Raw genomic sequence first — 24,369 nt, 5'->3', positions numbered from 1 at the left:
GCTGGGTTGTTCAGCGGGCGCCACCTTCCTCGGCGGGTACCGGCCGCAGGGTCGATGCCTCGACCGGCTGATGGCAGCTGCTGCAGGCGAGGTATGGATTGGTCGGGTTGCCGCATACCGTGTGCATCAGTGGGTAATGGCTGATGTCGCTGTCGGTCGCATGGCTCTCGGCCCAGCGCGTGATGGCCGCGATGGCGGGGACGACGAGTTCGCGGGCGCTGTCGGTGAGCTCGTACTCGTACCAGGGCTTGTCCTGGCGGTAGGCGCGCTTGGTGAGCAGGCCCAGTTCGGTGAGGCTGTTCAGCCGCGCGGTGAGGATGTTCGCCGAGATGCCCAGCGCTCGCTTGAGCTCGCCGAACCGGCCGACGCCGAAGAACACCTCCCGCAGGATCTGGTAGTTCCAGCGCTCGGAGATCGCGGCCAGGAACTCCTGGCCGTGCTGGAAGGTGATGTGGTTCCCGCGGTCGGGCACGGCTGCTCCCCTTGGGTGATTCCGGTAGTGGTCTTGAATCGAGAGTAGTCTCGCAATGCTACCGGTGTCCGCGCCGACATGCTCAAGCCCCGCCGTTTGAAAGGGAGTTGTGCCATCGAGATCAAATAGCTGCTTTAATTGAGTAGCTGATCTTGAGTCCCGGCCCCTCGGAAAGGCAGCCTTGATGTCCGCCGTCCGCTACCCGTCCCGCTCCCGTTCCGAGGTCCCGTTCGAGGCTGCCGCCGGAGTTCTCCGCGTCATGTCCAACTCCCGCACTCCGGTGTTCTGCACCGTGCACGCGAGTGGACGGCGCCGGTACGGCTACTGGCAGCCGTACGACTCCGTCACCAACAGGGGCGGCTGCTACGTCGCGCTGCCCACCCCCGTATGCGACAGGCTGTACTCCCAGGGGCGGATCGCTCTCGGTGAGCCCCTGGTGGATCCGGCCAAGACCACCTACCGCGTATGGCCCGCTCATGGCCCGGTCGCGCCGGTACGCATCCCGGCGGCGCCGCTGCCCGCGATGGCGGTGGCGCAGGTGCTCGCCGCCTGAGCCGAGGTTCCGGGAAGCCGGTTCGGCGTTGGGCGACGTATCGGACGTATCAGACGTAGAAGCGGGAGAGGCTCCGCACCACGGCCGCGGGCTTCGTCCCGCCGTCCACCTCGATCGTGCCGTCGACGGTGATCTGGACGCCTCCGGGTACGTCCTCGACCGAGGTGAGCCGGGCCGCGAGCCGTATGCGGGATCCGGCCTTCACCGGTGCGGGGAAGCGCACCTTGTCCAGGCCGTAGTTGACCTTGGTGGTCACGCCCCGTACGTCAAGCAGTTGGGTGAAGAGGGGGATGAACAGGGACAACGTGAGGTAGCCGTGCGCGATCGGTGCGCCGAAGGGGCCCTGGGCCGCTCGCTCCGGGTCGGTGTGGATCCACTGGTGATCGTCGGTGGCGTCGGCGAAGGTGTCGATGTGGTCCTGGGTGACCTCGATCCACTCGCCGGTGCCGAGGTCCGCGCCGGCGAGCTTCGTCAGTTCGTCCAGGCCGTTGACGGTGATGCTCATGAATCGGCTTCCTGTTCAGGGGCGGCGGTGCCGAAGCGGTCGCGCACCCGGGACTTGAGGAGCTTTCCGGAGGCGGTGCGCGGAAGGTCGTCCGCGACCACCAACGACTTGGGGATCTTGTACTTGGCGAGTCGCCCGGACAGTGATGCCAGCACCTGCTCCGGGTCGAGTTCGACGCCCGCCGCCGGGACGACGACCGCGCGGGGCACCTCGCCCCATGTGCCGTCCGGTACACCGATCACCGCGCACTCGGCGATGCCCGGATGGGCGAGCAGGAGGTCCTCGATCTCGGCGGGATAGATGTTCTCGCCGCCGGAGATGATCATGTCCTTGATCCGGTCGACGATGTACACATAGCCGTCTTCGTCGATCCGGGCCGCGTCCCCGCTGCGGAACCAGCCGTCCGCGAACGCGGCCTCCGTCTCCTCGGGCAGCCCCCAGTAGCCGGGCATCACATGTGGTCCGCGCACCACCACCTCGCCGGTCTCGCCGATGCCGACCGGGGTGAGGTCGGGCCGTACGACCCGTGCGTCGCTGAAGAAGTGCGGTACGCCCGCCGACCCCGCCTTGCCGGTCGCGTGCTCGGCGTCCAGGAAGAGGGTGCCGGGCGCGGCCTCGGTCATGCCGTAGCCCTGGAGGAAGGTGAGCCCGCGCTCCTGGTAGGTGGCGATGAGCGGGGTCGGCACCGGTGATCCGCCGCAGGTGAGGATGCGGAGCGAGGACAGATCGGCGGTCGCCCAGCGGGGGTGCCGGGCCACCTGGCCGAACATCGTCGGCACTCCGAACATGAACGTGATGCGATGCCGTTCGATCAGATCGAGGGTCGTTCCCGGGTCGAAGGCCTCCACCAGGACGCAGGTGCCGCCCTTGAGCAGCACCGGCAGGGTGATCATGTTCAGCCCGGCGGTGTGGAACAGCGGGGCGGACACCAGGGCGCGCTCGTCGGCGAAGAGATCGTGGTCGACCAGCACATTGACGGCGTTCCAGATGATGTTGCCGTGGCTGAGCATCGCGCCTTTGGGGCGGCCGGTCGTCCCCGAGGTGTACATGATGAGGCAGGTGTCGTCGGGGGAGACCGGTTCGTCGATCGGCTCGGCCGACGCGGCCGCCAGGGTCTGTTCGTATGCGTCGCCGATCTCGACGCGGATCCGCACATCGGTGCCGGTCGGCAGTCCGGCGACGAGCCCGGCGTGTGCGGCGCCGTGGATGAGGGCCTTGGCGCCGGAGTCGGCGAGCTGGTAGGCGATCTCGGGGCCGGTGAGCCGGGTGTTGAGGGGGACGAAGACGGCGCCGAGGAGACCGGCGGCGAACAGGGTCTCCAGATAGGCGGGGTGGTTGGGGCCGAGGTGGGCGATGCGGTCGCCGCGCCTGACGCCCCGGGCGCGCAGGGCGTGGGCCAGGCGGGTGGTGCGGGAGTGCAGGGTGCGGTAGTCGGTGGACCGCTCGCCGTGGATCAGGGCCGTGCGGTGCGGGGTCTTACGGGCCCGGCGTGCGGGCCATGACCCCAGTCCCTCGTTGCGCATCTGACACCCCTCACGGTTTGGTCAGGCCGAGCAGCCGGGCCGCGTTCTCCTTGAGGATCTTCGGCTTGACCGCCTCCTTGATGGAGAGCTTGTCGAAGTCGGCCAGCCATCGGTCCGGGGTGAGCACCGGGAAGTCCGAACCGAACAGGACCTTGTCCTTCAGCAGCGTGTTGGCGTACTGCACGAGCTGCGGCGGGAAGTACTTCGGCGACCAGCCGGACAGGTCGATGTGCACGCCGGGCTTGTGGGTCGCCACCGCCAGGGCCTCGTCCTGCCAGGGGAACGACGGATGCGCCAGGATGATCTTCAGATGCGGGAAGTCGGCGGCCACGTCGTCCACATGGAGCGGATTGGAGTACTTGAGGCGGATGCCGCCCCCGCCGGGCACACCGGCTCCGATGCCGGTCTGGCCGGTGTGGAAGAGAGCGATGGTGCCGGTCTCCTCGATCACCTCGTACAGGCCGTACGCCACCGAGCGGTCGTCGGGGAAGAAGCCCTGGACGCTGGGGTGGAACTTGAAGCCCTTCACGCCGTACTCCTCGACCAGCCGCCGGGCCCGCTGCACGCCCGCCTTCCCCCGGAAGGGGTCGATGGAGGCGAAGGGGATGAGGACGTCCGCGTTGGCGGCGGCGGCCTCGGCGACCTCCTCGTTCGGGACGGGCTCGGTGCCGGTGGCGGACTCGGCGTCCACCGTGAAGATGACGGCGGCCATCCGCCGCTCGCGGTAGTAGGCGGCCGTCTCCTCGAGGGTGGGCTTCCGGTTGCCCTCGACCTTGAAGTAGGCGGAGGAGGCGTCGTGCAGATCGTCGTCCAGGGAGGAGCGGCCCTTGGAGGAGACCTCGGCGTGGGTGTGGACGTCGATGGCGACCAGATTCCGGAGGTCCATCACGCCTCCGGGGCCTTCGGCGCGGGGATGCCCACCGTCTGCGGCTCGGCGCCGACCGATGTGGGCCAGGCGTCGGCGAGGGCCTCGGGAGTCCAGCCGCCGTCGGCGTAGGCGGTCCGGATCTCCCGCGGATGCGACCAGAGCGCCACCTTGTCGCCGCCGATGCCGACGCACTGCCCGGTGATGCCGCGCGCGGCGTCGGAGGCCAGGAAGGGGACGAGGGCGGCGCAGTCCTCCGGGGTGCCGAACCCCTCGCCCTTGCGGAGGAAGTCCGGCAGCGGCTCGCCGTTCCTCATGGCCTCCACATACGGGGCGAAGGCGGGAATGGTCTCGGTCATCGCGGTGGCGGCGACCGGCACGATCGCGTTGACGGTGACGTTCGCGCGGGACAGCTCCATGGACCAGGTGCGGGCCATGGCGGCGATCCCGGCCTTGGCGGCGGCGTAGTTGGTCTGGCCGAAGTTGCCGCGCTGCCCGGCCGGGGAGCCGACGAGGACGAGCGTGCCGCCCTCGCCCTGCTCGCGCATGCGCAACGAGGCGGCGCGGGCGCAGGTGAAGGTGGCGCGGAGGTGGGTGGTGATGACCGCGTCGAAGTCCTCGTCGGTCATCTTCCACAGCACCTTGTCGCGCAGGATGCCCGCGTTGGTCACCAGGACGTCGAGTCGGCCGAACTCCGCGACGGCACGGCTCACCAGCCGGTCGGCGGCCTCGGCGGAGCCGACCGGAACCACCTCGGCCACGGCCGTGCCACCCGCCTCGGTGATGGATTTGACGGCCTGTTCGGCCACGGCTTCGTCGATGTCGTTGACGACCACGGACGCGCCGTGGGCGGCGAGGGCGTGTGCGTAGGCGAGGCCGAGGCCCCGGCCGCTACCGGTGACGACGGCGGCCTTGCCGGTCAGATCGATGGTGGGCACAAGCGGGTCCCTTCGCATGGGTGCGCCTGTCCGGCGCGGAGTGCGGCGGCGTGATCGAAGCTAAGCGCAATAATTGGTGTCGTCAACAGTTGTTGTCCACCTCGGGTGCGTCATACTGGACTCCGCACACGAGACCCACCCCTCCGGGCGGAGCCGAGACCGGCGCCCCGGGGCCGAGACCAGGGAGCCCGCCATCGCCGCCCGGCACACCGACACCCCGCCCCCCATCGACGCGGACGAACCGTGGATGCGGACGCTGCACGCGGACACGGGCTATCTGCTGTACCGCCTCGGTCTGCGCTCAGGTCAGCTGTTCAACACCTTCCTCCAGGAGTCGGGGCTGCGGCTGCGGCACTACGCCGTGCTGCGCTACCTCGCCACCTGCGAGGGCGCGTTGCAGCGAGAGCTGAGCGCCCGGCTCGGCTATGACCCGAGCGCGATCGTCGGCCTGGTGGACGACCTGGAGAAGCTCGGCTTCGCCGAGCGCCGCCCCGCCCCCGACGACCGCCGCAGCCGCATCGTCGTCCTCACCGAGGACGGCCGCGCGTTCCTCCGCGACACGGATCAGGCGGGCCGGCGGGTGACCGACGAACTGCTCACCCCGCTCGCCCCCGCCGAACGGGAGACGCTGCACACGCTCCTGGCGCGCGTGGCCGGGAACGGGCTCGCCTGACGCCTCACTCGGGAGAGGCCAGGCGATGACCGCTGGTCAACGGCGACCGTTCCACCTCGGCACACGCCGCGAGGCGTCCACTTCCCCGGTATCGAGGAGCTGTCCGGGCCCACACAACCGTCCGCCCCGCGTCCGGACGGCCGGGACGGCATGATGACGCAGTAGAGAGACCGACCGGCGCAACCGACAGCTATGGCGGGCACGACACGTGAGTCCTGCCGACGAGGGAGCACCATGACGACACGGGGCGGCACGATCGGCGTCCTCATACCCCGCGACATCCCGGCGGGCGACATCGTCGCCTTCGCCCAACGCGCGGAGTCGCACGGCTTCGACGAACTGTGGGTCGTCGAAGACCTCGGCTACCGGGGAGGACTGGCCCAGGCAGCCACCGTCCTCGCCACCACGACAAGGATCCGCGTCGGCGTCGGGCTGCTGCCGGCCGCCGCCCGCAACGTGGCCTTCACCGCCATGGAGATCGCCACCCTCGCCCAGTTGCACCCCGGCCGCATCGACATCACCGTCGGCCACGGCATGCCGCACTGGATGCGCGGCGTCGGCGCATGGCCCGCAAGCCCGCTCACCCTCCTGGCCGAGTACATCACCGTCCTGAAACGTCTGCTGAGTGGGCAACTCGTCCACCACGACGGGCAGTACGTCCGCATCGACGGGTTGCGACTGGACGCCGGCGCCCTCCCGACGCGGGTCCCCGCCATCCTGGCCGGTGTACGGGGCCCTCGGTCCCTGGCCGTGTCCGGCGAGGTGGCCGACGGCACCCTGCTCGCGGAACCGGTGACACCCGCCTACGTGCGGCAAGCCCTCGCACACATCGCCCCCGGCCGCCCGCACCGCCTGGTCGCCTACAACATCGCGGCAGTCGACGACGACCCCACCGCCGCGCTCATGGCGGTCCGCCCCGCCCTGGCCGTGGTCGGCGAACCCGACTGGCGCCCTCACATCACCCCGCTGCCCTTCCACGACGAACTCGTCGCCCTGCGCTCGCGCTGCGACAGCCAGCGGGAGTTCGCCCGGTCCCTGCCGGACGAGTGGGTGCGTCAGCTCGCGGTGGCGGGCACGCCGTCACAGGCACGGTCCCAGCTGACGGACCTGTTCGACGCGGGCGTCAGCAGCGCCGTCCTCACCCCGATGGGCGCCGACTACCTCGCGTCGCTGAACTCGCTTGCCGCGGTGTTGTGACGATCACAGCTGTTCGTCGGGGAGGTCGGGTGCCGCGCTGACGACGGCGTGCACGACTCCGGCGACGAGTTGCCGGTTGAGGGGGGCGGCGTCGAAGCGGCTGTGCATGGGCCAGCCCTCGATCAGGGCGTCGAGGGCTCGCGCCACTCCGGGAGTGAAGTGCAGGGCGAGGCTGTCCCGGCTGCGCGCCAGCCAGGAGCGGGTGGTGGCGGCGACCGCGGGGTTGTGGTTGGCGTAGGCGTACATCTCGAAGATGAGCGTCATGTCGCGGTCGGTGGCGTAGGCCGGCCCGCAGATCAGCTCGGCCACGGCCGCCTCGGCCTCGGCCGGCGACCCGGCGCCGCGCAGGGTGCGGCGGTAGAGCTGGGACATCGTGTCGGCGAGGCGGGCGAACGCCAGCGCCAGCAGATCGTCCATGCCGTCGAAGTAGTACGTCAGCGAGCCCAACGGGACGCCGGCCCGTGACGCGATCTTGCGATGGGTCGTCCTGTGAACGCCGCCTTCGGCGATGACGTCGAGGGCGGCATCGAGAATCCGGTCCCTGCGTCCGGGGTCGTTCGGGATCTCACGCCGTGTGCCGCTCACGCCCCCAATGTGTCACAAGGCGGCTCCGCCAAGTGTGTACGATCGTACAGACTTCTGTGTCCGGTCATCCACTGGAGGCATTCCCATGACCGTCAGCCTCGGCCGACGTCGGACCGCCGTGTTCGCCCTGTTCTTCCTGCCCGGCCTGGCCATGGCGTCCTGGGTGACGCGCACCCCCGACGTGCGCGACCTGCTGGGAGCCTCCACCGGACGCATGGGCCTGGTCCTGTTCGGGCTCTCGGTCGGATCCATGGTGGGCATCCTGTGCTCGGGACCGCTGGTGGCCCGCTGGGGCGCCCGGCCCCTCATCGCGGCCGGAACGCTGGCGACCGCCGCGGGATCCGGCGTCATCGGCCTGGGGGCGGCGGCGGGCGCGGACACGGTCGTGGCCCTCGGACTCGGACTCATCGGCCTCGGGATGGGCGGCGGCGAGGTGGCCCTCAACGTCGAAGGGGCGGAGGTGGAGCGGCTGCTCGGCCGTTCCACCCTTCCCGCGATGCACGGCTGCTACAGCTTCGGTACGGTGGTCGGCGCGGTCGGCGGCATGATTCTGACCGCCGTCTCGTTCCCCGTCCTGTGGCATCTCGCCGTCGTCACCGTGGTGGTCCTGGCCGTACTGGTGCCGATGGTCCGATGCGTTCCCGCCGGGGTGGGCCGACGAGCCGGCAACGGCGACGGCGCGCATGCGCCGGCCTCCGCGCGCCCCGCGGTGTGGAGGGAGCCGAGGCTGCTGCTCATCGGTGGCATCATCCTCGCCCTCGCGATGGCCGAGGGAACGGCGAACGACTGGCTGCCGCTGGTCATGGTCGACGGCCATGGCTTCGACCCCGCGCTCGGATCGGCCGTGTACGCGGTCTTCGCGGCCTCGATGACTGTCGGCCGCTTCGTGGGCGGCCGGTTCGTCGACGCTTACGGACGCGCGGCCGCCCTGTGCGCCAGCGCGGTCGTCGGCGCCGTCGGCATCGCACTCGTGATCGTGGTCGACAATCAGGCTGTCGCGGCGGCGGCGGCCGTCCTGTGGGGCATCGGCGCGTCCCTGGGCTTTCCCGTCGCGCTCTCCGCGGCCGGCGACTCCGGCGACAACTCCGCCGCACGGGTCTCCCTCGCCGCCACCGTCGGCTACGTCGCCTTCCTCGTGGGACCGCCCTCGCTCGGCCATCTCGGCGAGCGGTTCGGACTCCGCAACGCGCTGTTCCTGGTCCTGATACTCGTGGTGGCCGCGTCCTTCATCACGCCTGCCGCCCGTACGGCCCACCCCGCACCCACCCCGTGAGCCGTACGGCTGCCCGTCCGGCCGGATGGTGCACGAGTGCGGGGGAGCATCCCGCGGGACACCCTGAATCGGTCGTGGCCCGCCGGAGAGTCTCAGGCCGCCGGTTGGGTGAAGCGGATGCGGTTGCCGAACGGGTCGCGCAGACCGCAGTCGATCCCGTACGGGCGCTCGGTGGGTTCCTCGGTGAACTCCACGCCCTGCGCCAGCAGTGTCTCGTAGGTCTTGCGGCAGTCGGGGGTGGTCAGGATGAGCCAGCCGCCCATCACCCCCTTGGTCACCAGCTCACGGACCTGCTCGGCGGTCTCCTCCGACATCGCCGGAGCGCCCGGCTTCTCCAGCAGGATCTGCCGCTCGGGGTGACCGGGAACGCTGACGGCGAGCCAGCGCATGAAGCCCAAGTTGACGTCCGCGGCGACCTCGAGCCCGAGCTTGCCGACGTAGAAGTCGAGGGCCTCGTCCTGGTCGAGGACGTAAATCTGCGAATGTGTGATGGCGTTGAACATGGGCCTCACGCTACCGAGCGGAGGGGACGAGAACTTATCCGAAACTGCTCAGTCGGCGGACGGTCGGGCGCTCGGCCGCGTCCACGCCATCGTGAAGCACGTCGGCACGCCCGTGGCCACCGCTTCCTTGCGGTAGGCCCGCGGCGATCGGCCGACGATGTCGCGGAACGTGCGGCTGAAGGTGCCGGGGCTGCCGAAGCCGACGTCGAAGCAGATGTCCGTCACGCCGCGGTCGGTCTCCCGCAGCAGGAACATCGCTCGCTCCACACGACGTCGCTGCAGGTAGCGGTGCGGTGTTTCACCGAACGTGGCCCGGAAGGTACGCGTGAAGTGCGCCGCGGACACATGCGCGATCCGGGCCAGGGCCGGGACGTCCAGCGGCCGCGCGTAGTCGCGGTCCATCGCGTCCCGGGCCCGGAGCATGCGGCGGTTGATCTCTTCTGCGGCGCGGCTCACGGTGTCATCACATCACGGTCCACCGACACCGAGAGCTCGGTATCGCCGTCGCGGGCGGCTGGCTCGCGGTGGAGCAGGGGAGCGGGCTGTTGCGGCTCGGGCCCTCGGCGACGCGGCTGGCCTCCGCGGCGGTGAGCTCGACCGATCTGACCGCCACGGCGATGCCGGTCATCTCCCGGTTGATGCGGGAGACCCGGGAGACGGCCAGTCTCGCGGTGCCGAACGGCGTGAACATGGTGTTCGTGCACCGCGAGCGCGGCCCGCGCCCGGTCGCGGTGACGAGCGAGCTGGGTGCGGGCCGGCCGCTGCACTGTACGTCGCTGGGGCGGGCCTATCTGGCGGCTCTCCCGCGGCAGGCGATGGAGGAGAAGCTGGCGGAGCTCGTGGCTTCGGGCGACTCTCCGGTCGATGAGGACTCGGTCGGTCCGCTGCGGAAGATCCTTCAGGAGACGCGGGAGCGGGGCTGGTCGGAGGACCGGCGTGAGTTCGATGAGTCCAGTTGCTGCTGTGGGGCCGCTGTCCACGATCACACCGGGATGCCCGTCGCGGCGATCAGCGTCGCCGGAGTGGCGGAGCGCATGGAACGGGTCCTGAGCGACGTCGGTCCGCCGGTGGCCGAGGCGGCCGCCGAGATTTCAGCGGGCCTCGGCCACGTACGGCGCTGAGCACCGGCCGGCCGCGCGACGCCATCGGGACGGGCGGCGCGGCCGGTGCACCGCCGGTCAGCGTGTCCGGACCAGGAGGCTGTGCCCCAGCAGTGCGAGGAGAGCCGCAGGTTGAAGGCGGCGGCGAGCTGACGGATGGCCTGGGCTCGGTGAAGCCGCCGCATTTGGCCAGGTCGGGCTGGACGATGTCGAAGCGGTGCTCGGCGATGCCACCGGTGAGATGCCGACCAGCTTCGGTGAGCACGCGGCGCTCATCGAGGCGGGCTCCTCCGACTTCGTACAGCCCGACGCGCCACGGGTGGGTGGTATCACCCCGTTCCTGCAGATCTCCGCGCTCGCGGACCACAAAGTGGCTGGAGCCGATGTTCAACGAGCGCCTCGAGCTGAGGGACGGCCGCATGGTCATCCCCAACCGCGGCGGGCTCGGCCTCTCCCTCAGCGAGCAGGCCGCCGCGTGGACCAGGGAGCCGGCGGTCTTCAGCGACGGCCCCCGGTGACCGCCGCCACCCGCGCCGCGGCCCCGGCTCGCCATCCGCCCGGTCGGCGCGTACGTCTTCGCCAACGCCGGGGACCGGCTCGGCCGTAAGAACGCGATGGTCGTCTCGCTCATCATGATGGGCCTGTCCTCGCTGCTCATCGCGGTGTTGCCGGGGTACGCCACGCTCGGCCTGGCCGCACCCTGTCTGCTGATCCTGCTGCGCTGCGTCCAGGGGTTCAGCCTGGGCGGAGAGTCCACCGCGGCCCAGCTCATGGCGATGGAGTACGCGCCGCCGGGCCGCCGGGCGCCGTGGCCGCTGATGCTGCTGGCGATGGTGCTCACGCTGGTGGCGGACTACGTCGAGTTCGGCGTGCTCGCCGCGATCTTCGCGGAGCCCTATCCGAAACAGTCGCGGTACTCCGGACACGCCTCGGCGTACACCTTCACCAATCTGGGCCTCTGAGGCCCTTACCCGGAGCGCCCGGCCGTTGCGGCGGTGCCGGTGTCGAGCAGCGACTCCGTGCTGGTCTCCGGTGCCCACGCCCAGCAGACCAGCCCGCCGGCCAGGAGGATCACCACGCACCCGATGAGAGCGGTGTTGATGCCGTGGCCGTCCTCGACGACGGGGAGCAGGAAGGTGCTGGCGGCGGAGCCGAGCCGGCTGGCGGCCGTCGCGATGCCCACGCCCGAGGCTCGCAGATCGGTGGGGAACAGCTCCGGCGGGTAGACGAACTCCAGGTTCACCGCCGCGGACATGAGGAAGGCGAAGGCGGCGAACACTCCGATGACGACGATGGCGGACGCGCCCGCGCCGGCGAGCAGGATGAGCGCGGCGAGCAGTGCCGCGCCGATGAAGAACGTTCCCACCAGGAACCGGCGGCGGCTGATGCGGTCGATCAGCACCAGGCCGACGACGGCCCCGATGAGCAGGAACACGTTGTAGAGAGCGCCGGCGCCCATCTTGCTGGTGACGCCGAGGGCCTCCATCACCTGGGAGGAGAAGGTGCCGAGCGCGAAGAAGGGGATGACCTGACAGACGTAGAAGAGCGCGCCCACGGCGGTCCGCCTGCGGTATGCGGGCCCGAAGAGGGCCGTGAAGCCGCGGTTCCGGCTCAGCGGGGGAGCGGTGGGCGGAAGCACTCCCGGGCCGAGGTGGCGGCGGACGACATCGGCGGCTTCGGCGTTCCGCTGATGCCTGGCCAGCCAGAGCGGGGATTCGGGCACCCCCAGCCGGAAGCCGAAGACGAGCAGGGCCGGGAGTGCGCTGACGGCGAGCATGTACCGCCAGGCGTTGTCGCCGTGTCCGGTCAGCAGGAAACCGATGAGATAGGCGAAGACGTAACCGGCGGCCCAGGCGACGGCCAGCAGGCTCATGAGGCGGCCGCGGAACGCGCGCGGTGAGTGCTCGGTGACGAGGGACTTGCTCACCACGTAGTCGGCGCCGAGCACCAGTCCGAGGAGCAGCCGCAGGGTCAGGAGCTGTCCCGGTGTCTGCACGAAGAACTGCAGGAGCGACAGAACGGCGAAGAACAGCATGTCCCAGGCGAAGATCCCTCTGCGGCCGATCCGGTCCGCGACCGGGCCCACGGCGATGGCACCGACGAACAGCCCGGTCAGGGTCGCCGCGCCCAGCGCGCCGGTCCACAGCGGAGTGAGACCGAGGGTGTCGCCGGCCGAGGCGATGACGATGCCGATGATGCCGAGGATGAACCCGTCGCTGAACTGGCCGCCCGTACCGGCGACGGCGATCCTGATGTGGAAACGCGTGAGCGGGGCGTCGTCGTAGGCGATGGACGCGGGCTGGGTGGGGGAGACGGGAGTGGTCATCGTGCCGTTCCCCCGTCGCTTCCGCCCGCTCGCAGTTCGGCGGTGGCCGACTCGTAGCCGCGGGTCGCCGCCATCTCGACCCACCGGTCGAGCGCCCCGGCGAGGTTGCGCTCGCGGTGGGGGCCGTTCCAGGTCAGGCCGAGGACGCAGCGCTCGGTGAAGGTCGTGGCGGCCGCGGCCAGGTCGTCGAAGATGGTGCTCAGGGCGTCGAGGATCACCGGTTCCATGACGTTGAGTTCGAGTTCACCGGCGGCGACGGCGCATTCGACGGTGTGGGCGCTTCCCCTGACACGGTAGCTGAGCTGCATCACGTACTCCGGTATCACCGGATTGACCTTGGCGGGCATGATGGAGGACCCGGCCTGGACCGCCGGTATCGTCAGCTCGCCGAACCCGCCCTGCGGCCCGGAGGACAGCAGCCGGATATCGGCGGCGATCTTCGCCATGGTGATCGCCGCCCGAGCGCCCGCCGACGCGATGTGGGCGTAGGGATCGAAATGGGCGAGGCTGTCGTACGGGTTCTCGGACGCGCTGATGGGACGCCCCGTGAGCCGTGCCAGTTCCTCGGCGCAGCGCTCCGCGAAGTGGGCGGGCGCGCCGATCCCGGTACCCACCGCGGTCGCTCCGATCGGGACGGTGGTCAGAGCGTCGGTGGCCGCCTGGAGAACGCCGGCGGTGCGGCGGACGGCCGCCGCCTGTGCCCGGTGGGTGTCACCGGCGGTCAGGGTGACCGCGTCCTGGAGACACGTACGGCCCAGGCGGCGGGTCGTGTCGAACTCGGCCGCCTTCGACTCCAGGGCGTCCGCGAGCCGGTTCAGAGCGGCCACGGGCGCGTCGACCTGGCTCAGCAGCGCGAGCGCCATGGCGGTCGGATAGCTGTCGTTGGTGGACTGGGACGCGTTCACATGGTCATTGGGATGGACCGCGGCTCCGGCCAGTTCACCGGCGCGTGCCGCGATCACCTCATTGACGTTCATGTTGGCGGTGGTGCCGCCGCCACCGTGCACCAGCGCCGTGGGGAATTGCCGGGTGTGCTCGCCGTCGAGGATCTCCTGGCACGCCTTGACGATGGCGTCGCAGCGCTGTGCGTCCAGCACGCCAAGGGCCTGGTTGGCGCGTGCCGCGGCCAGCTTCACCTGGGCGTACCCGTGTACCAGGGGCGGGAAGTCACCGAAGGTGCGGCCACGAGACGGGAAGTTGTCCATGGCCAGCGCGGTCTGCGCTCCGTACAGGGGCGCCCACGTCGAATCCGGATGGATGCCGGTGCTCACAAGCTGTTCCGTTCTTCGGGGAGAGGGTTCGACCACCACCGCGTCTGCGGTGCGCGTCACCCTAGGCACCGATAGGCGGCCTGAACAGGGATGATGCTCTCCCAGCAACAGCCTTGCCTCATCTTGGCAGGTCGGATAGAAAAGTGACGACAGCATGTTGCTGTGGCAACAACAAGAGGAAGGTGGCGGGTATGGACTCTGGGGCCGAACGCGTGGCCACGCTCCTGCTGGCCTTCGGACGTCGCGGCGCCACCGGCGACCACTCCGTCAGCGACCTGGCCAGAGCCGTCGGCCGTGAGCGCAGCCAGGTCTCCCGCATGCTCCAGGCCCTCAGCCGCGGCGGTCTCGTCGAGCAGGACAGCCACACCAAGCGCTACCGCCTGAGCTGGAACATGCTGGTCCTGGCCGCCGGTGCCGGGGACAGCTCGCTTCTGCGGGCGGCCAGACCGGTGCTGCGTGCGCTCGTGGCGCGCACCGGCGAAGTGGCGCTGCTGTCCGTGCAACGCGGCAACCGGTCGCTGACCGTGCTGCGCGAGGAGTCGAACCAGTCCCTCCGGGCCGGCGGATGGGTCGGCCGCAGCTCACCTCTGCACTGCACGGCCTCCGGCCGGGCCCTGCTCTTCGACACCGACGACGATCTCGTGACGGAACTCGTCGCGGAGGATCTGACGACCCCCATGTCGGGGCTGTCCGCTCCCCGGACCCTCGAGGAGGTTCTCGAGCGCCTGCGGAGCGAACGTGACCATGGGTACAGCATGGCGAGCGAAGAGGTCGAGATCGGCCTGACCTCGGTCGGAGTTCCGCTGCGGACGGCGGCCGGTGGCCTGGTCGGCGTGATCAACGTGTCCGGCCCCACGTCACGGATGATCAACCGGCTCGATGACGCGGCCCGGCGACTCCGCGCCGCCGCCACCGCCATCGAGAGCGCCCTCGACCGCAGGCCGGCCCTCGTCCGGTGAGCCGGGCGCCTCGCTGCGGCCCTGACGCTCGCCGGTATCGACACTCTGCTCGAGGGGGGTGCCACGGGTCTCCTCGAGGAAACAGAAGACGATCACGCCGGAGACGAGTGCGATCGAGGACGCGTAGATGGCCGGGGAGACCAGCAGGCCGGTCAGGGAGACCAGCCATGCGGCGACGAAGGGGGCGGTACCGGCGAAGACCGTGTAGGCGAGGTTGTAGCTCATCGAATTGCAGCTGTACCGGACCGACGTCGGGAACAGCTCGGCCGAAAGGGCCGGTACGACCCCCGAGACGGGTGCGATGCACAGGCCGAAGACGATCTGCCCGAGCAGCACACCGGCGAGGTGCCCGGTCTGCATCAGCAGGAAAGCCGGCACTCCGAGGACGACCAGGGCGACCAGCCCCGTGGCGATGACCGGCCGGCGGCCGAATCGGTCGGCCGCGCGACCGCCGAGGAGCACCGCGACACAGAAGATCACGATGGCCGTGCTGTTCATGAAGAGCGAGGCGTTGCGGCTGACACCCAGCTCCGTCTCCGTATAGGTGACCATGTACGAGTTCAGGATGTAGTAGGACGACGCGGTGACCGCGGCCGCGCAGAACACCAGGAGCATCTTGCGCCACTGGGTGCGGATGCCGGTCAGCAGCGGGTTGCGGGGGGCGACTCCCGCCGCCTTCATCTCGGTGAAGACTTCCGGTTCGGCCAGACGCAACCGCACATACAGGCCGATCAGTCCCAGCGGCGCGCCCAGCAGGAACGGGATGCGCCAGCCCCAGGCCGTGAAGGCGCCGTCGTCCAGGAGGGCGGAGATCGTCAGGATGACGATGGCGCCCAGGACGGCCGGGATCGCGGACGACACCGTGACCGTGCTGACGAATGTCGCGCGCTTGTCGCGCGGCGCCGATTCGGCCAAGTACGAGGTCGCCCCGGCGAACTCGCCGCCGTTGGAAACGCTCTGCAGACATCGGCAGACCAGCAGCAGCACCGGGGACAGCAGCCCCACGCCGGCATAGGTGGGAAGCAGACCGATCGCGGTCGTGGTCGCCGCCATCAGGAGAATCGCCGAGGTCAGCGCCTTTGTGCGCCCGAACTTGTCGCCGAGGTAGCCGAAGATGAATCCGCCGAGCGGGCGGAACAGGAACCCCAGGGCGAAGACCACGAAGGTGCTCAGCAGCGCGGCCGTGGGGTCGGCCCTGGGGAAGAACTGGCTTGCGATGGTCGGCGCCATCAGACCGTAGATGGCGAAGTCGTAATATTCCGTCAGCGTCCCGACGGTGGCTCCGAAGATCGTACGCCGGGTGGCCGGGTGCGGGCCGGGCACGGGGGTCACGACGACACCGGCGAACGGTCGCGCAGGGCGGCCCTGACCGTGGCGGTGGCGCTCCAGTCGATGGACAGGTCGCTCCCGCTGCCGGTGATCACGACGCCGTACGCTTCGCGGGCGTGGCCGATGCTCTCCCACCGCCCGAGCACGTCCTTCAGGACGCGCTCGGGGTCGCGGTCCAGGGGGTCGCCATAGCCACCACCGGAGCACTCCACCCCCCGGACGGCCTGGCCGGTGTCGAGGGTGACGACCGCGTTGTTGGGCAGGAGGGTCTCGCCGCCGTCGATGTCGATCAGCCAGCCGGCGGCCAGGGCGCCGTCCTGCCCGCCGAGCACGCCCCTGGGCGGGACGATCTGTCCGTCGCAGGGGTAGATGACCGAGACGCCGTCTTCCTTGGACTCGAAGGCCATGTCGACGGTGCACCCGCCGCGGTGGCGTCCCGCGCCGCCGGAGTCGGCCATCATCCGGATGTGCCGGTACTGGATCGGCATCTTGAGCTCGTCGATCTCGATGGAGTCCCGGTAGGTCAGCCCTGCCGTACTGGGCACGTTCCAGGTCAGCCAGCCGTCGGCGGTGGCGCTGCCGGGCCCACCCGCCGCGCCCATCAGCAACTGGTTGACGAATCGCTCGCCGGTGCGTGAGTCGTATCCGGAGACCACCGCGTGCGGAACCCCCATGCCGACCGGGCCTTCGGCGATCCCGTAGCCCTCACCGAGCTGGGCGAAGGCCGCACCGACGCAGTTGGTCAGCCGGTCCGCGACATTGGTCGTGGCCACCGAGCAGCTGTGGGGGAACTCCGGGATGCCGACGGCGGCGCCCTTCTTGAGACGGACTTCGACGCGCCGGAACGCGCCGGAGTTCTTGGGCACCTGCCCGCGCAGACCGTGGAAGATGCCGCTGTACACGGCGGCCAGCGTGGTGGCCTCGGTGAGGTTGAGCCCGCAGTCGACGTTCGGGGCGTTGTCGGTCAGGTCGACCAGGATCCGGCCGTCCTGCGGGTGGATGTCGATGTCGACCTGGAACTCCAGCCCGTCGGGCAGGTAGGGCTGGAACGGATCGTGGGCGCCGGTGTTGTGCAGACGGGCCTCGGGCAGCTGCGCGATGGTCTTGCGCATGAGGTCCTCGGAGTAGTCGAACCAGCCGCGGATGAACCGCTTGACCTGGTCCTTGCCGTACTTGGCGCACAGCTCCTCGAGGCGCCGCTCGGCGATTCGCGCGGCCCCGAGCGAGGCGAGGAAGTCGCCGTGCCACTGCTGTGGGACGCGGATGCGGGCCATGCACATCCGCATGACGTCGTCGATGGTGGTGTAGTTCCGCTGCACCCGGACCGCGGGGAAGATCAGTGCCCCTTCCTCGTACACGTCCTTCGCACCGGCGAAGTAGGTGGTGGGCAGGGAGTTGCCGGTATCGGCCTGATGTGCCTTGGCCACGGCGGTGAACATGTGCTCGCCGTCGATGAATACGGGCACGAGCACGGAGTGATCGGCGGCGTGAGAATTACCCCCGTAGGGATTGTTGTCCAGGTAGGCGTCACCCTCGGCCAGGTCCGGGTGGGCGGCCAGGATGTCCTCCGCCTGCAGCTGTACGCCGAAGATGTGCACCGGCAGACCCTCCGCGGCGGCCAGCAACTGGTTGTCGGCCGTGGCGATGGCACACGAGAAGTCGCGCCCGCTGTTGATCACCGCCGAGCGCGCCGAGCGCAGCAGGGTGGTGGTCATCTCGCGCACGATGCCGTCCAGGCGGTTGGCCAGGATGGCGGTCAGGATCGGGTCGAACTCGTGGTCGTCCACGGCGAGTGTGCTGTCGTCGGCCACCATCACTCGTCTCCCTCCGGAGTCGTCACATGCAGGATGTAGTTGCCGGACCCGCTGACCTCGGTGGCCATGCCCGGATGGACGACCAATGTGGTCGTCGGCTCCTGGACGATCGCGGGGCCGGGCACGAACTGGCCCGGGCGCAGATCCTGGGGCAGGTACACGGGAGTGTCGGTCAGTCCGGAAGGGCCGAAATAGCAGGCCCGCGTCTTCGTGGGGGCCCCGCGGGTCCGGGCCACGGACCGGACCCGCGGGTGGCTGGTGCGCAGGTCGGCGGTCAGCCGTGCCTTCCAGCTGATGAATTCCAGGTCGGCGGTGTCGTCGCAGAAGGCGAAGAGGCGTTCGTGCTCGTCGTCGAACGCCTTGCGGAGCTGCGCGATGTCTTCGCCGCCGCGGAACTCGCTCACGGGCACCGGGGTGACGATGTCCCACACCTGGGCCTCGTAGCGCGCTTCGGTGAAGTACTCGATCACATAGTCGTCCTCGGCGAGGCCGACCCGGCCCGCGAAGGTGGCAAGCCTGTCGCGCAGACGCGTCAGCGCCGCGTTGACGCCGTCCGCGTCGAAGGCGGACCAGCGGGTGATCAGCGGCGCCGACTCCTCCTTGACGATGTCGGCGAAGTGCATCCCCGCCGCCGACAGGGCCCCAGCGGTCTTGGGCAGGATCACCCGGCTGCTGCCCAGCTCGGCGGCGATCTGCATGATGTTGAGGCCGGCGGCCCCGCCGCCGGCGACGACCGTGCTCTCCTTGGGATCCAGGCCCTGGGAGATGGTCATGTCGTAGACCGCCTTGACCATGTGGTCGGTCGTCAGGGTCAGGATCCCCCAGGCCGTCTCCTCGACGCTCCTGCCCAGCCTCTCGGCCACCCGGGCCACGGCCTCGCGGGCAGCGGCGGTGTCCAGGCCCATGCGCCCGCCGAGGAAGTAGTCCGGGTCGAAGAAGCCCAGGACGCACGCGGCGTCCGAGAGGGTGGCCTCGGTGCCGCCGCGCCCGTAGCAGGCGGGGCCGGGCTCGGACCCGGCCGACTGGGGGCCGACGCGCAGCAGTCCACCGTCGTCGACCCAGGCGATCGAGCCGCCTCCGGAGCCGATCGAGCGGATGTCGACCGACGAGATGCCGAGCAGGTCTCCTTCCCACTCGCCACCGAGCCACGTCTCGCGGGTGTGGACCAGCCCGGAGTCGTGCGACAGACCGACGTCGAACGTGGTGCCACCGGTGTCGCACACGATGGTGTCGCCGCCGAAGCCTTCGGCGTTGGAGAAGTTGACGGCCGCCACCGGGGCCATCGCGGGCCCGGACTTGGCGGCGTTGATCGGCGCGGCGATCATCTCCTCGACGGTCATCACGCCGCCGATGCTCGAGGAGACCAGCAGCTGACCGGTGTGGCCGAAGGCCCGCAGGTCCGACTCGAGTTCGCGGAAGTGGCTCTGCATCAGGGGCTTGAGCGAGGCGTCGATGGCGGTCGCCGAGGCCCGCCGGTACTCGCGGACGATCGGCGCGATCTGGTGCGAGAGCGTGTACGGGACGCCCGGCAGGATCTCTTCGAGGAGTTCGGCGATGCGCAGCTCATGCGCGGGCTCGACGATCGACCACAGCAGGGACACGGCCACTGCCTCGTAGTTGTCCTGGCGGAGGTGGTGCAGGATGTCCCGCACGGCCCGCTCGTCCAGCGGTTTGGTGATCCGCGCCTCGGAGCTGACCCGCTCGGGCACCTCGAACGTCCTGCGCCGCGGGATGTAGGGGTCGGGGTACTCGGTGGTGTAGTCGAAGACGTCCCGCTTGCCGCCCTCCTTCAGCACGAGGATGTCGGGGAAGCCCTCGGTGGTGAGCAGGGCGGTCTTGGCCACCCGACGGGTCACGATCGCGTTGGTCGCCCGGGTGGTCCCGTAGATGAACAGGTCGGTGTGGGCCAGCAGGGCCCGTGCGGTCGTCCCGAGGCCGTCGGCGATGCCCTCGAGGGCTTCGCGCATGCCGTCGAAGACGCGCTGGTGGGTGGTGAGTGCCTTGCCGACGTAGTGGTTGTCGTCCTCGTCGCGGACGACGACGTCGATGAAGGTGCCGCCGGTGTCGGCGGAGACAGAGAATCGCATGAGTGCCTCTCGGATGGGCGACGGCGGTATGGGGCCCGCCGTGGGGTCTGGCACGGCGGCAGCGGCCCGGACGCGGTCAGGCGGTCATGGCCACCGGGCGTCAGCCGGCCGACGGGCCGGAAATCGCGGCCAGCGCCCGGTCGACGGCGGCCAGGGTCCTGTCCACGTCGTCGTCGGTGTGGGCCGTGGAGACGTACCACAGCCCAGTCTCGCGGGCGTGGACACCGTTGCGGACCATGTGCTCGGAGAAGTCGCGCAGCGGCGCGGTGCGACCGGCCAGCGTGTCCGCGTACGTGCGCAGCGGTTCGGGGGCGCCCCAGTGCAGACGGAGCAGCGCGCCGGCGCGCAGGGCCTGGAGCGGCGCCCCGTGGCGGGCGGCGAGCCGCGCGATGCCGTCCGCGAGCTCCCCGGTCAGCCGGTCCAGACGGGGGTAGAGGGAGTCCTGCCCGGTCTCGAGGACGTCGAGGGTCGCGTTGGCCGCGACGACCGACACCGCGTTGCCGTTGTACGTTCCGGCGTGCCCGACGGTGTGCTCGGCCACGCGCATCACCTCGGCACGTCCGGCCACCGCGCTGATCGGGAAGCCGGACCCGAGGGCCTTGGCGAGCACGGTGAGGTCAGGGGTCACACCGGTGCGCTGCTGGGCCCCGCCGGGCGCCAGCCGGAAGCCGGTCACGACCTCGTCGAAGACGAGCAGACAGCCGTGGCGCTCGCACAGCCGGCGAGCGGTGGCCAGATACCCGTCGTCGGCCCACAGGTTGCCGCCGTTGACCGCTACGGGCTCCATGATGACCGCGGCGACGTCCGCACCATGACGTGCCAGCAGACCGGCCAGGGCCTCCGAGTCGTTCCAGGGGCACACCAGGATCTCGGGGCCGACCACATCGTGGTCCGCGGCGATCATCGGACGCGGGGCCGGGCCGGTTCCGGCGGGGCTGCCCGGCCCGTTGGCGGTCATGGGGTCGATCCACCCGTGGTAGTGGCCCTCGAACTTGACCGTCTTGCGCCGTCCGGTCGCGGCGCGGGCGATCCGCAACGCCGCCTGTACGGCCTCGCTCCCGGTCACGTTGAGCAGGACCCTCTCCGCGCCGGGCACCATCCGGACGATGCGCTCGGCCAGCTCGGCCTCCGCCTCGTGCTGACCGCCGTACAGGACTCCGGCGGCGAGCTGCGTGCGCACGGCCTCGACCACCTCGGGCGGCTGGTGCCCGAGCAGCATCGGACCGTACCCGGCGACATAGTCCACGTACTCGTTGCCGTCGATGTCGGTGATCCGGCTGCCCCGCGCACCGGAGAAGGCCAGCGGGGCGGGGCGCAGCACCGACCGCCGCGAGGAGTTCACCCCGCGTGGGATGACCTGGTGGGCACGGCGCAGGTAGCTCTCCGAGCCGGTGAAGGACTCCGCGTTCACCGGGCGGCTCCCGCGGTCACCTCGCGCAGCGTGGTGTCGTCGTCCCAGGCGGAGATCGGCGGGAAGGCGTCCGCCGCGGTCAGCACGTCGATCACGGTCACGGCGGGGGAGCGCAACGCGTCACGGAGCGCACCGGCGAGATCGTCCGCGGACTCGACCCGGACACCTCGCGCCCCGCACGCGGTGGCGATGGCCGCGTGATCGATCGGGGTGATGTCGATGGCGCTGGTGTGCTCGGCGAACTGGTGCAACTCGGAGTGCTTCTGGTAGCCGAGGATCGCGTTGTTGAGCACGATGACCGTGATGGGCAGGTTCATCCGGACGGCCGTCTCCAGCTCGGACCAGCAGTGCGCGAACCCGCCGTCACCGACCACGGCGACCACGGGGCGGTCCGGGCTCGCCGCCTTGGCGCCGATCGCCATGGGGACTCCCCAGCCGAGCCCGGCCAGGCCGCGAGGGGACAGGAACCGTTGACCGCCGCTCCGGGCGCGCAGGTAGTTGGACATCCATATGGAGCTGTAGCTCGCGTCGGCGACGACGATCGTGTCCGGCGTCAGCAGAGCGTCGAGCTCTCGCATGATCCTCTCGGGCCGTACCGGTGAGCCGTCCGCCGTCGCCCGGGGCTCGATACGCTCCTCGTGCGTGGCCCGGGCCCGCGCGATCCGGCCGATCACCTGGTCGCGAGCGGCCGTGCGGGTGTCGAGCGGGCTGGACCGCAACTCGTCGACGATCGCGCGCAGGGTGAGCTTGGCGTCGCCGACCAGGCGGAAGGCTTCGTAGTTGCGGCCCACCTCAACCGGGTCCATGTCGATGTGGACGTAGGTCGCCGTGGGCGGGAAGAGACGCCAGGCGTCCGTGGCGTTCTCGTTGGTTCGCGTACCCACGAACACGATCAGGTCCGCGTCCGCCACCAGGGGGCGGGCGTCGTGAGTGGCCGAGTAGCTCCCCATGGCGTAGCCGATCACACCGACGGACAGCGGGTCGGTCTCGTCCACCGATCCCTTGCCCATGGGCGTCGTCGCCACCGGCAGCGCCCCGAGGTGCTGCAGCTCGGCCAGCTCGGGCGCGGCCCCGGAGACGTGGACGCCGCCCCCGGCGACCACCAGCGGCCGCTCGGCCGTGGCGAGCAGATCGGCGACGTGCTTGATCTGCTCCGGGCCGGGGAGATACCGGTCCAGCGGGAAGTGGCCGTAGCCGGCGCGGCGTGCCGACGCGACCGGCACGGGCTCGGCCAGCACGTCCTTGGGGACCAGCAGCACGACCGGTCCGGGGCGGCCGGACGTGGCCGCGGTGACCGCCGCGTCGACGTAGTCGTCGACCCTGGCGGGGTCGTCGATCCGGTGGATCGCCTTGGCGCAGGCGTCGAAGAGTTTCTCATGGTCCAGCTCCTGGAAGGCGTTGCGGTTCCGGGCCGCCCGCGGGACTTCCTGGACGATCGCGACCACGGGTACCGACGCCTTGAAGGCTTCGGCCAGTGGCGGCACGAGCAGGGTCGCGGCCGGACCATTCTGAGCGGCCACGACGCCGACCTTGCCCGACACCCGTGCGTATCCGTCGGCCATCGCGCCGCCCGCGTTTTCGGTACGGTAGACGATCTGCCGGATCGATTCTTCAGGCGTGGCCAGGAAGAACAGCGACGGCAGGCTCTGCCCGAACACGTCGCTGACACCGTGGCGCCGCAATGCCGCCGCCAGCCCTCGCGCGACCGTACTTCCCATCTGGGATCTCCTCCATCAACGCTGTTCTGCGATTGTTCATGGAGTGGATCACGCGCATTCTCCAGAGGTCCAATAGATGGAATTGCCCTCGCGATAACCGTTGCTTATCGAGATGTGCGGAGCCGGCTCCTTTCGATTCGCGTTGGAAAATGGTAAACGCGGAAGTGGAAAGTGTGCCGGTGATGCTGAAGGAACGGTTCACTTCGCGGGCCGTCCGGCCGCCCGGCGGCGAGCGGCGTCGTCGCGCCGCTGCCGGTTGTGCTCGGCGAACCACGCGCTCCATACCCTCAGATCCCAGTGCATGACGCCGTTGATCAGGCGCGGGGCCGGGTGGCTGTTCTCCTCGCGCTCCCGCCACATCCTGGACAGCGGATTCCGGGTGTAGCCGGTGTGCTCCATGAGGTCGTGGCGGTTGGCGAACTGGCGGCCGTCGATGGTCTCCATCAGCTCTGCTCCGTACCGTGGACTGCTCGGCAAGGTGCACACGTTAGGCAAGGGGGACGAGGGAAGGCATGGGTGCGAGCCCCATAAGGAAGGCGGTCCGTGTGGGGGGTGGGGGAGAGGCGGCAAGCGCCTAGTGTGCCGCCCTTCCCGACCGGGCCAAGGCGCCGATGCGCAGGTCCCGAGTGCGGCTCTGATGGGCGATCATGCGGTCGCGGGCCGCGCCCGCGTCACGGCGGCGCACCGCGTCCAGGATTCCGGCGTGTTCCTCGAGGATCAGGCTGAGGTTGTCGGGGAGGTCGGTGGCCGGGGCGGTGTGCGAGTCGTACACCTTCAGTTGGGCGTCCAGACGGTCCATCAGTTCGGCGATGGTGGTGTTGTGCCCGGCCTCGCGCAGCGCCACGTGCCACAGGTGGTTGAGTTCCCGCAGTTCGGCGGGGTCCTTCGTGGCCGCAGTGCTCTCGTGGACGTGGACGAGCCGGGCGAGATCCAGTTCGGTCCGGCGGATGGCGGCGGCCTGCGCGGCCGACGACTCCAGGGCGATACGCGCCTCGCAGATCTCCAGGATCTCCTCCGGCGTGCGCGTGCGGACGACATAGCCGCGGGTCGCCCGCTCGACCAGACCGTCCTGTTCGAGCCTGATCAGAGCTTCCCGCACGGGTGTGCGCGAGACGTTGTACTGCGTGCTGAGGACCGTGGGTATCAGGACGGTTCCGGGTCCTGCCTGCCCGCTGACGATGCTCTGCCGGATGCGGTTGTAGTGGCTGCCCGGGTGCCCGTCGTCCTGTGAAGTGGCCACGTCCTCTTCCCTCGTCCTCTCGCGCGG

General features: G+C 70.2%; 25 protein-coding genes and 1 pseudogene. 9 read left to right on the top strand and 17 right to left on the bottom strand.

The genetic code is table 11. The annotated features are described in order from the left end of the window. Positions 1-10: 10 nt before the first annotated feature. Positions 11-472: a winged helix-turn-helix transcriptional regulator gene (locus tag NP777_RS01880; protein ID WP_256648212.1), complete on the bottom strand. Its 462-nt coding sequence runs from the start codon at positions 470-472 to the stop codon at positions 11-13. 184 nt (positions 473-656) lie between these two features. On the opposite strand from NP777_RS01880, the gene NP777_RS01875 reads away from it, so the two are divergent. Next, positions 657-1,025, top strand: a complete 369-nt coding sequence (locus NP777_RS01875) for a hypothetical protein (RefSeq protein WP_256648211.1) — start codon at positions 657-659, stop codon at positions 1,023-1,025. Between the two features lie 49 nt (positions 1,026-1,074). Here NP777_RS01875 and NP777_RS01870 read toward each other — a convergent pair whose 3' ends face one another. Genes NP777_RS01870 through NP777_RS01855 form a run of 4 tightly spaced genes read right to left on the bottom strand, consistent with a single transcriptional unit; the run spans position 1,075 to position 4,856 of the window. After that, positions 1,075-1,530, bottom strand: a complete 456-nt coding sequence (locus tag NP777_RS01870) for a MaoC family dehydratase (protein WP_256648210.1) — start codon at positions 1,528-1,530, stop codon at positions 1,075-1,077. Then, a complete protein-coding gene (locus NP777_RS01865; RefSeq protein WP_256648209.1) occupies positions 1,527-3,053 on the bottom strand; it encodes an acyl-CoA synthetase in 1,527 nt (508 codons plus the stop codon). The genes NP777_RS01870 and NP777_RS01865 overlap by 4 nt, the downstream gene beginning before the upstream one ends. A 10-nt stretch (positions 3,054-3,063) precedes the next feature. Continuing rightward, entirely contained in the window at positions 3,064-3,939 is an 876-nt protein-coding gene (locus tag NP777_RS01860) for an amidohydrolase family protein (protein WP_256648208.1), read from the bottom strand. Continuing rightward, positions 3,939-4,856, bottom strand: coding sequence for an SDR family NAD(P)-dependent oxidoreductase (locus tag NP777_RS01855; RefSeq protein WP_308404991.1), 918 nt, complete (start codon positions 4,854-4,856; stop codon positions 3,939-3,941). The genes NP777_RS01860 and NP777_RS01855 overlap by 1 nt, the downstream gene beginning before the upstream one ends. Positions 4,857-5,103: 247 nt before the next feature. On the opposite strand from NP777_RS01855, the gene NP777_RS01850 reads away from it, so the two are divergent. Then, positions 5,104-5,529, top strand: coding sequence for a MarR family winged helix-turn-helix transcriptional regulator (locus tag NP777_RS01850; protein ID WP_198269570.1), 426 nt, complete (start codon positions 5,104-5,106; stop codon positions 5,527-5,529). Positions 5,530-5,763: 234 nt separating this feature from the next. Next, on the top strand, positions 5,764-6,726 hold the full coding sequence (locus tag NP777_RS01845; protein WP_256648207.1) for an LLM class flavin-dependent oxidoreductase: 963 nt from the start codon (positions 5,764-5,766) through the stop codon (positions 6,724-6,726). Between the two features lie 3 nt (positions 6,727-6,729). Here NP777_RS01845 and NP777_RS01840 read toward each other — a convergent pair whose 3' ends face one another. Next, positions 6,730-7,311, bottom strand: coding sequence for a TetR/AcrR family transcriptional regulator (locus NP777_RS01840; protein ID WP_256648206.1), 582 nt, complete (start codon positions 7,309-7,311; stop codon positions 6,730-6,732). A gap of 85 nt (positions 7,312-7,396) precedes the next feature. Here NP777_RS01840 and NP777_RS01835 point away from each other — a divergent pair, with 85 nt between their 5' ends. After that, entirely contained in the window at positions 7,397-8,584 is a 1,188-nt protein-coding gene (locus NP777_RS01835; protein WP_256648205.1) for an MFS transporter, read from the top strand. Positions 8,585-8,676: 92 nt separating this feature from the next. On the opposite strand, the gene NP777_RS01830 is transcribed toward NP777_RS01835, so the two are convergent. Then, positions 8,677-9,087, bottom strand: coding sequence for a VOC family protein (locus tag NP777_RS01830; RefSeq protein ID WP_256648204.1), 411 nt, complete (start codon positions 9,085-9,087; stop codon positions 8,677-8,679). A 48-nt stretch (positions 9,088-9,135) separates the two neighbouring features. After that, positions 9,136-9,543, bottom strand: a complete 408-nt coding sequence (locus tag NP777_RS01825) for a helix-turn-helix domain-containing protein (protein ID WP_256648203.1) — start codon at positions 9,541-9,543, stop codon at positions 9,136-9,138. An 89-nt stretch (positions 9,544-9,632) separates the two neighbouring features. On the opposite strand from NP777_RS01825, the gene NP777_RS01820 reads away from it, so the two are divergent. The 4 genes and pseudogenes from NP777_RS01820 (at position 9,633) to NP777_RS01810 (ending at position 11,149) form a co-directional block, all read left to right on the top strand. Beyond that, positions 9,633-10,208: an IclR family transcriptional regulator gene (locus NP777_RS01820; RefSeq protein ID WP_256648202.1), complete on the top strand. Its 576-nt coding sequence runs from the start codon at positions 9,633-9,635 to the stop codon at positions 10,206-10,208. 220 nt (positions 10,209-10,428) lie between these two features. Then, a pseudogene (locus tag NP777_RS47575) lies at positions 10,429-10,494 on the top strand (hypothetical protein); the annotation flags it as partial. A gap of 76 nt (positions 10,495-10,570) precedes the next feature. After that, the gene (locus NP777_RS47570) at positions 10,571-10,705 is read left to right on the top strand and encodes a hypothetical protein (RefSeq protein WP_305889365.1); all 135 of its coding nucleotides are present in this window, start codon (positions 10,571-10,573) and stop codon (positions 10,703-10,705) included. Positions 10,706-10,738: 33 nt separating this feature from the next. Next, positions 10,739-11,149 carry an MFS transporter gene (locus tag NP777_RS01810; RefSeq protein WP_256648618.1) on the top strand — a complete coding sequence of 137 codons (411 nt, stop codon included), beginning with the start codon at positions 10,739-10,741 and terminating at the stop codon, positions 11,147-11,149. Positions 11,150-11,154: 5 nt separating this feature from the next. On the opposite strand, the gene NP777_RS01805 is transcribed toward NP777_RS01810, so the two are convergent. Together NP777_RS01805 and NP777_RS01800 are read right to left on the bottom strand one after the other, a co-directional pair. Continuing rightward, positions 11,155-12,513, bottom strand: coding sequence for an MFS transporter (locus tag NP777_RS01805; RefSeq protein WP_256648201.1), 1,359 nt, complete (start codon positions 12,511-12,513; stop codon positions 11,155-11,157). Then, a complete protein-coding gene (locus NP777_RS01800; protein ID WP_256648200.1) occupies positions 12,510-13,784 on the bottom strand; it encodes a lyase family protein in 1,275 nt (424 codons plus the stop codon). Before NP777_RS01800 ends, NP777_RS01805 begins: the two co-directional genes overlap by 4 nt. A gap of 191 nt (positions 13,785-13,975) precedes the next feature. On the opposite strand from NP777_RS01800, the gene NP777_RS01795 reads away from it, so the two are divergent. Then, the gene (locus NP777_RS01795; RefSeq protein ID WP_256648199.1) at positions 13,976-14,743 is read left to right on the top strand and encodes an IclR family transcriptional regulator; all 768 of its coding nucleotides are present in this window, start codon (positions 13,976-13,978) and stop codon (positions 14,741-14,743) included. Here the strand turns inward: NP777_RS01795 and NP777_RS01790 are convergent. The 7 genes from NP777_RS01790 to NP777_RS01760 form a co-directional block, all read right to left on the bottom strand. Further along, entirely contained in the window at positions 14,642-16,075 is a 1,434-nt protein-coding gene (locus NP777_RS01790; protein ID WP_256648198.1) for an MFS transporter, read from the bottom strand. The genes NP777_RS01795 and NP777_RS01790 overlap by 102 nt on opposite strands. After that, the gene (locus NP777_RS01785; RefSeq protein ID WP_256648197.1) at positions 16,072-17,886 is read right to left on the bottom strand and encodes a hydantoinase B/oxoprolinase family protein; all 1,815 of its coding nucleotides are present in this window, start codon (positions 17,884-17,886) and stop codon (positions 16,072-16,074) included. Before NP777_RS01785 ends, NP777_RS01790 begins: the two co-directional genes overlap by 4 nt. After that, positions 17,886-19,973 (bottom strand): hydantoinase/oxoprolinase family protein, encoded by a 2,088-nt coding sequence (locus NP777_RS01780; protein WP_256648196.1) that lies wholly within the window; start codon positions 19,971-19,973, stop codon positions 17,886-17,888. Before NP777_RS01780 ends, NP777_RS01785 begins: the two co-directional genes overlap by 1 nt. Before the next feature lie 100 nt (positions 19,974-20,073). Further along, positions 20,074-21,384 carry an aspartate aminotransferase family protein gene (locus tag NP777_RS01775; protein WP_256648195.1) on the bottom strand — a complete coding sequence of 437 codons (1,311 nt, stop codon included), beginning with the start codon at positions 21,382-21,384 and terminating at the stop codon, positions 20,074-20,076. Next, the gene (locus NP777_RS01770) at positions 21,381-23,102 is read right to left on the bottom strand and encodes an acetolactate synthase catalytic subunit (RefSeq protein ID WP_256648194.1); all 1,722 of its coding nucleotides are present in this window, start codon (positions 23,100-23,102) and stop codon (positions 21,381-21,383) included. Before NP777_RS01770 ends, NP777_RS01775 begins: the two co-directional genes overlap by 4 nt. A 198-nt stretch (positions 23,103-23,300) precedes the next feature. Beyond that, positions 23,301-23,546 (bottom strand): hypothetical protein, encoded by a 246-nt coding sequence (locus tag NP777_RS01765; RefSeq protein ID WP_256648193.1) that lies wholly within the window; start codon positions 23,544-23,546, stop codon positions 23,301-23,303. A 130-nt stretch (positions 23,547-23,676) separates the two neighbouring features. Then, positions 23,677-24,342, bottom strand: coding sequence for a GntR family transcriptional regulator (locus tag NP777_RS01760; protein ID WP_256648192.1), 666 nt, complete (start codon positions 24,340-24,342; stop codon positions 23,677-23,679). Positions 24,343-24,369 lie beyond the last annotated feature (27 nt).

Source organism: Streptomyces rugosispiralis, from assembly GCF_024505145.1.
Lineage (GTDB): Bacteria > Actinomycetota > Actinomycetes > Streptomycetales > Streptomycetaceae > Streptomyces > Streptomyces rugosispiralis.
This window is presented reverse-complemented; position numbering and strand designations above follow the sequence as displayed.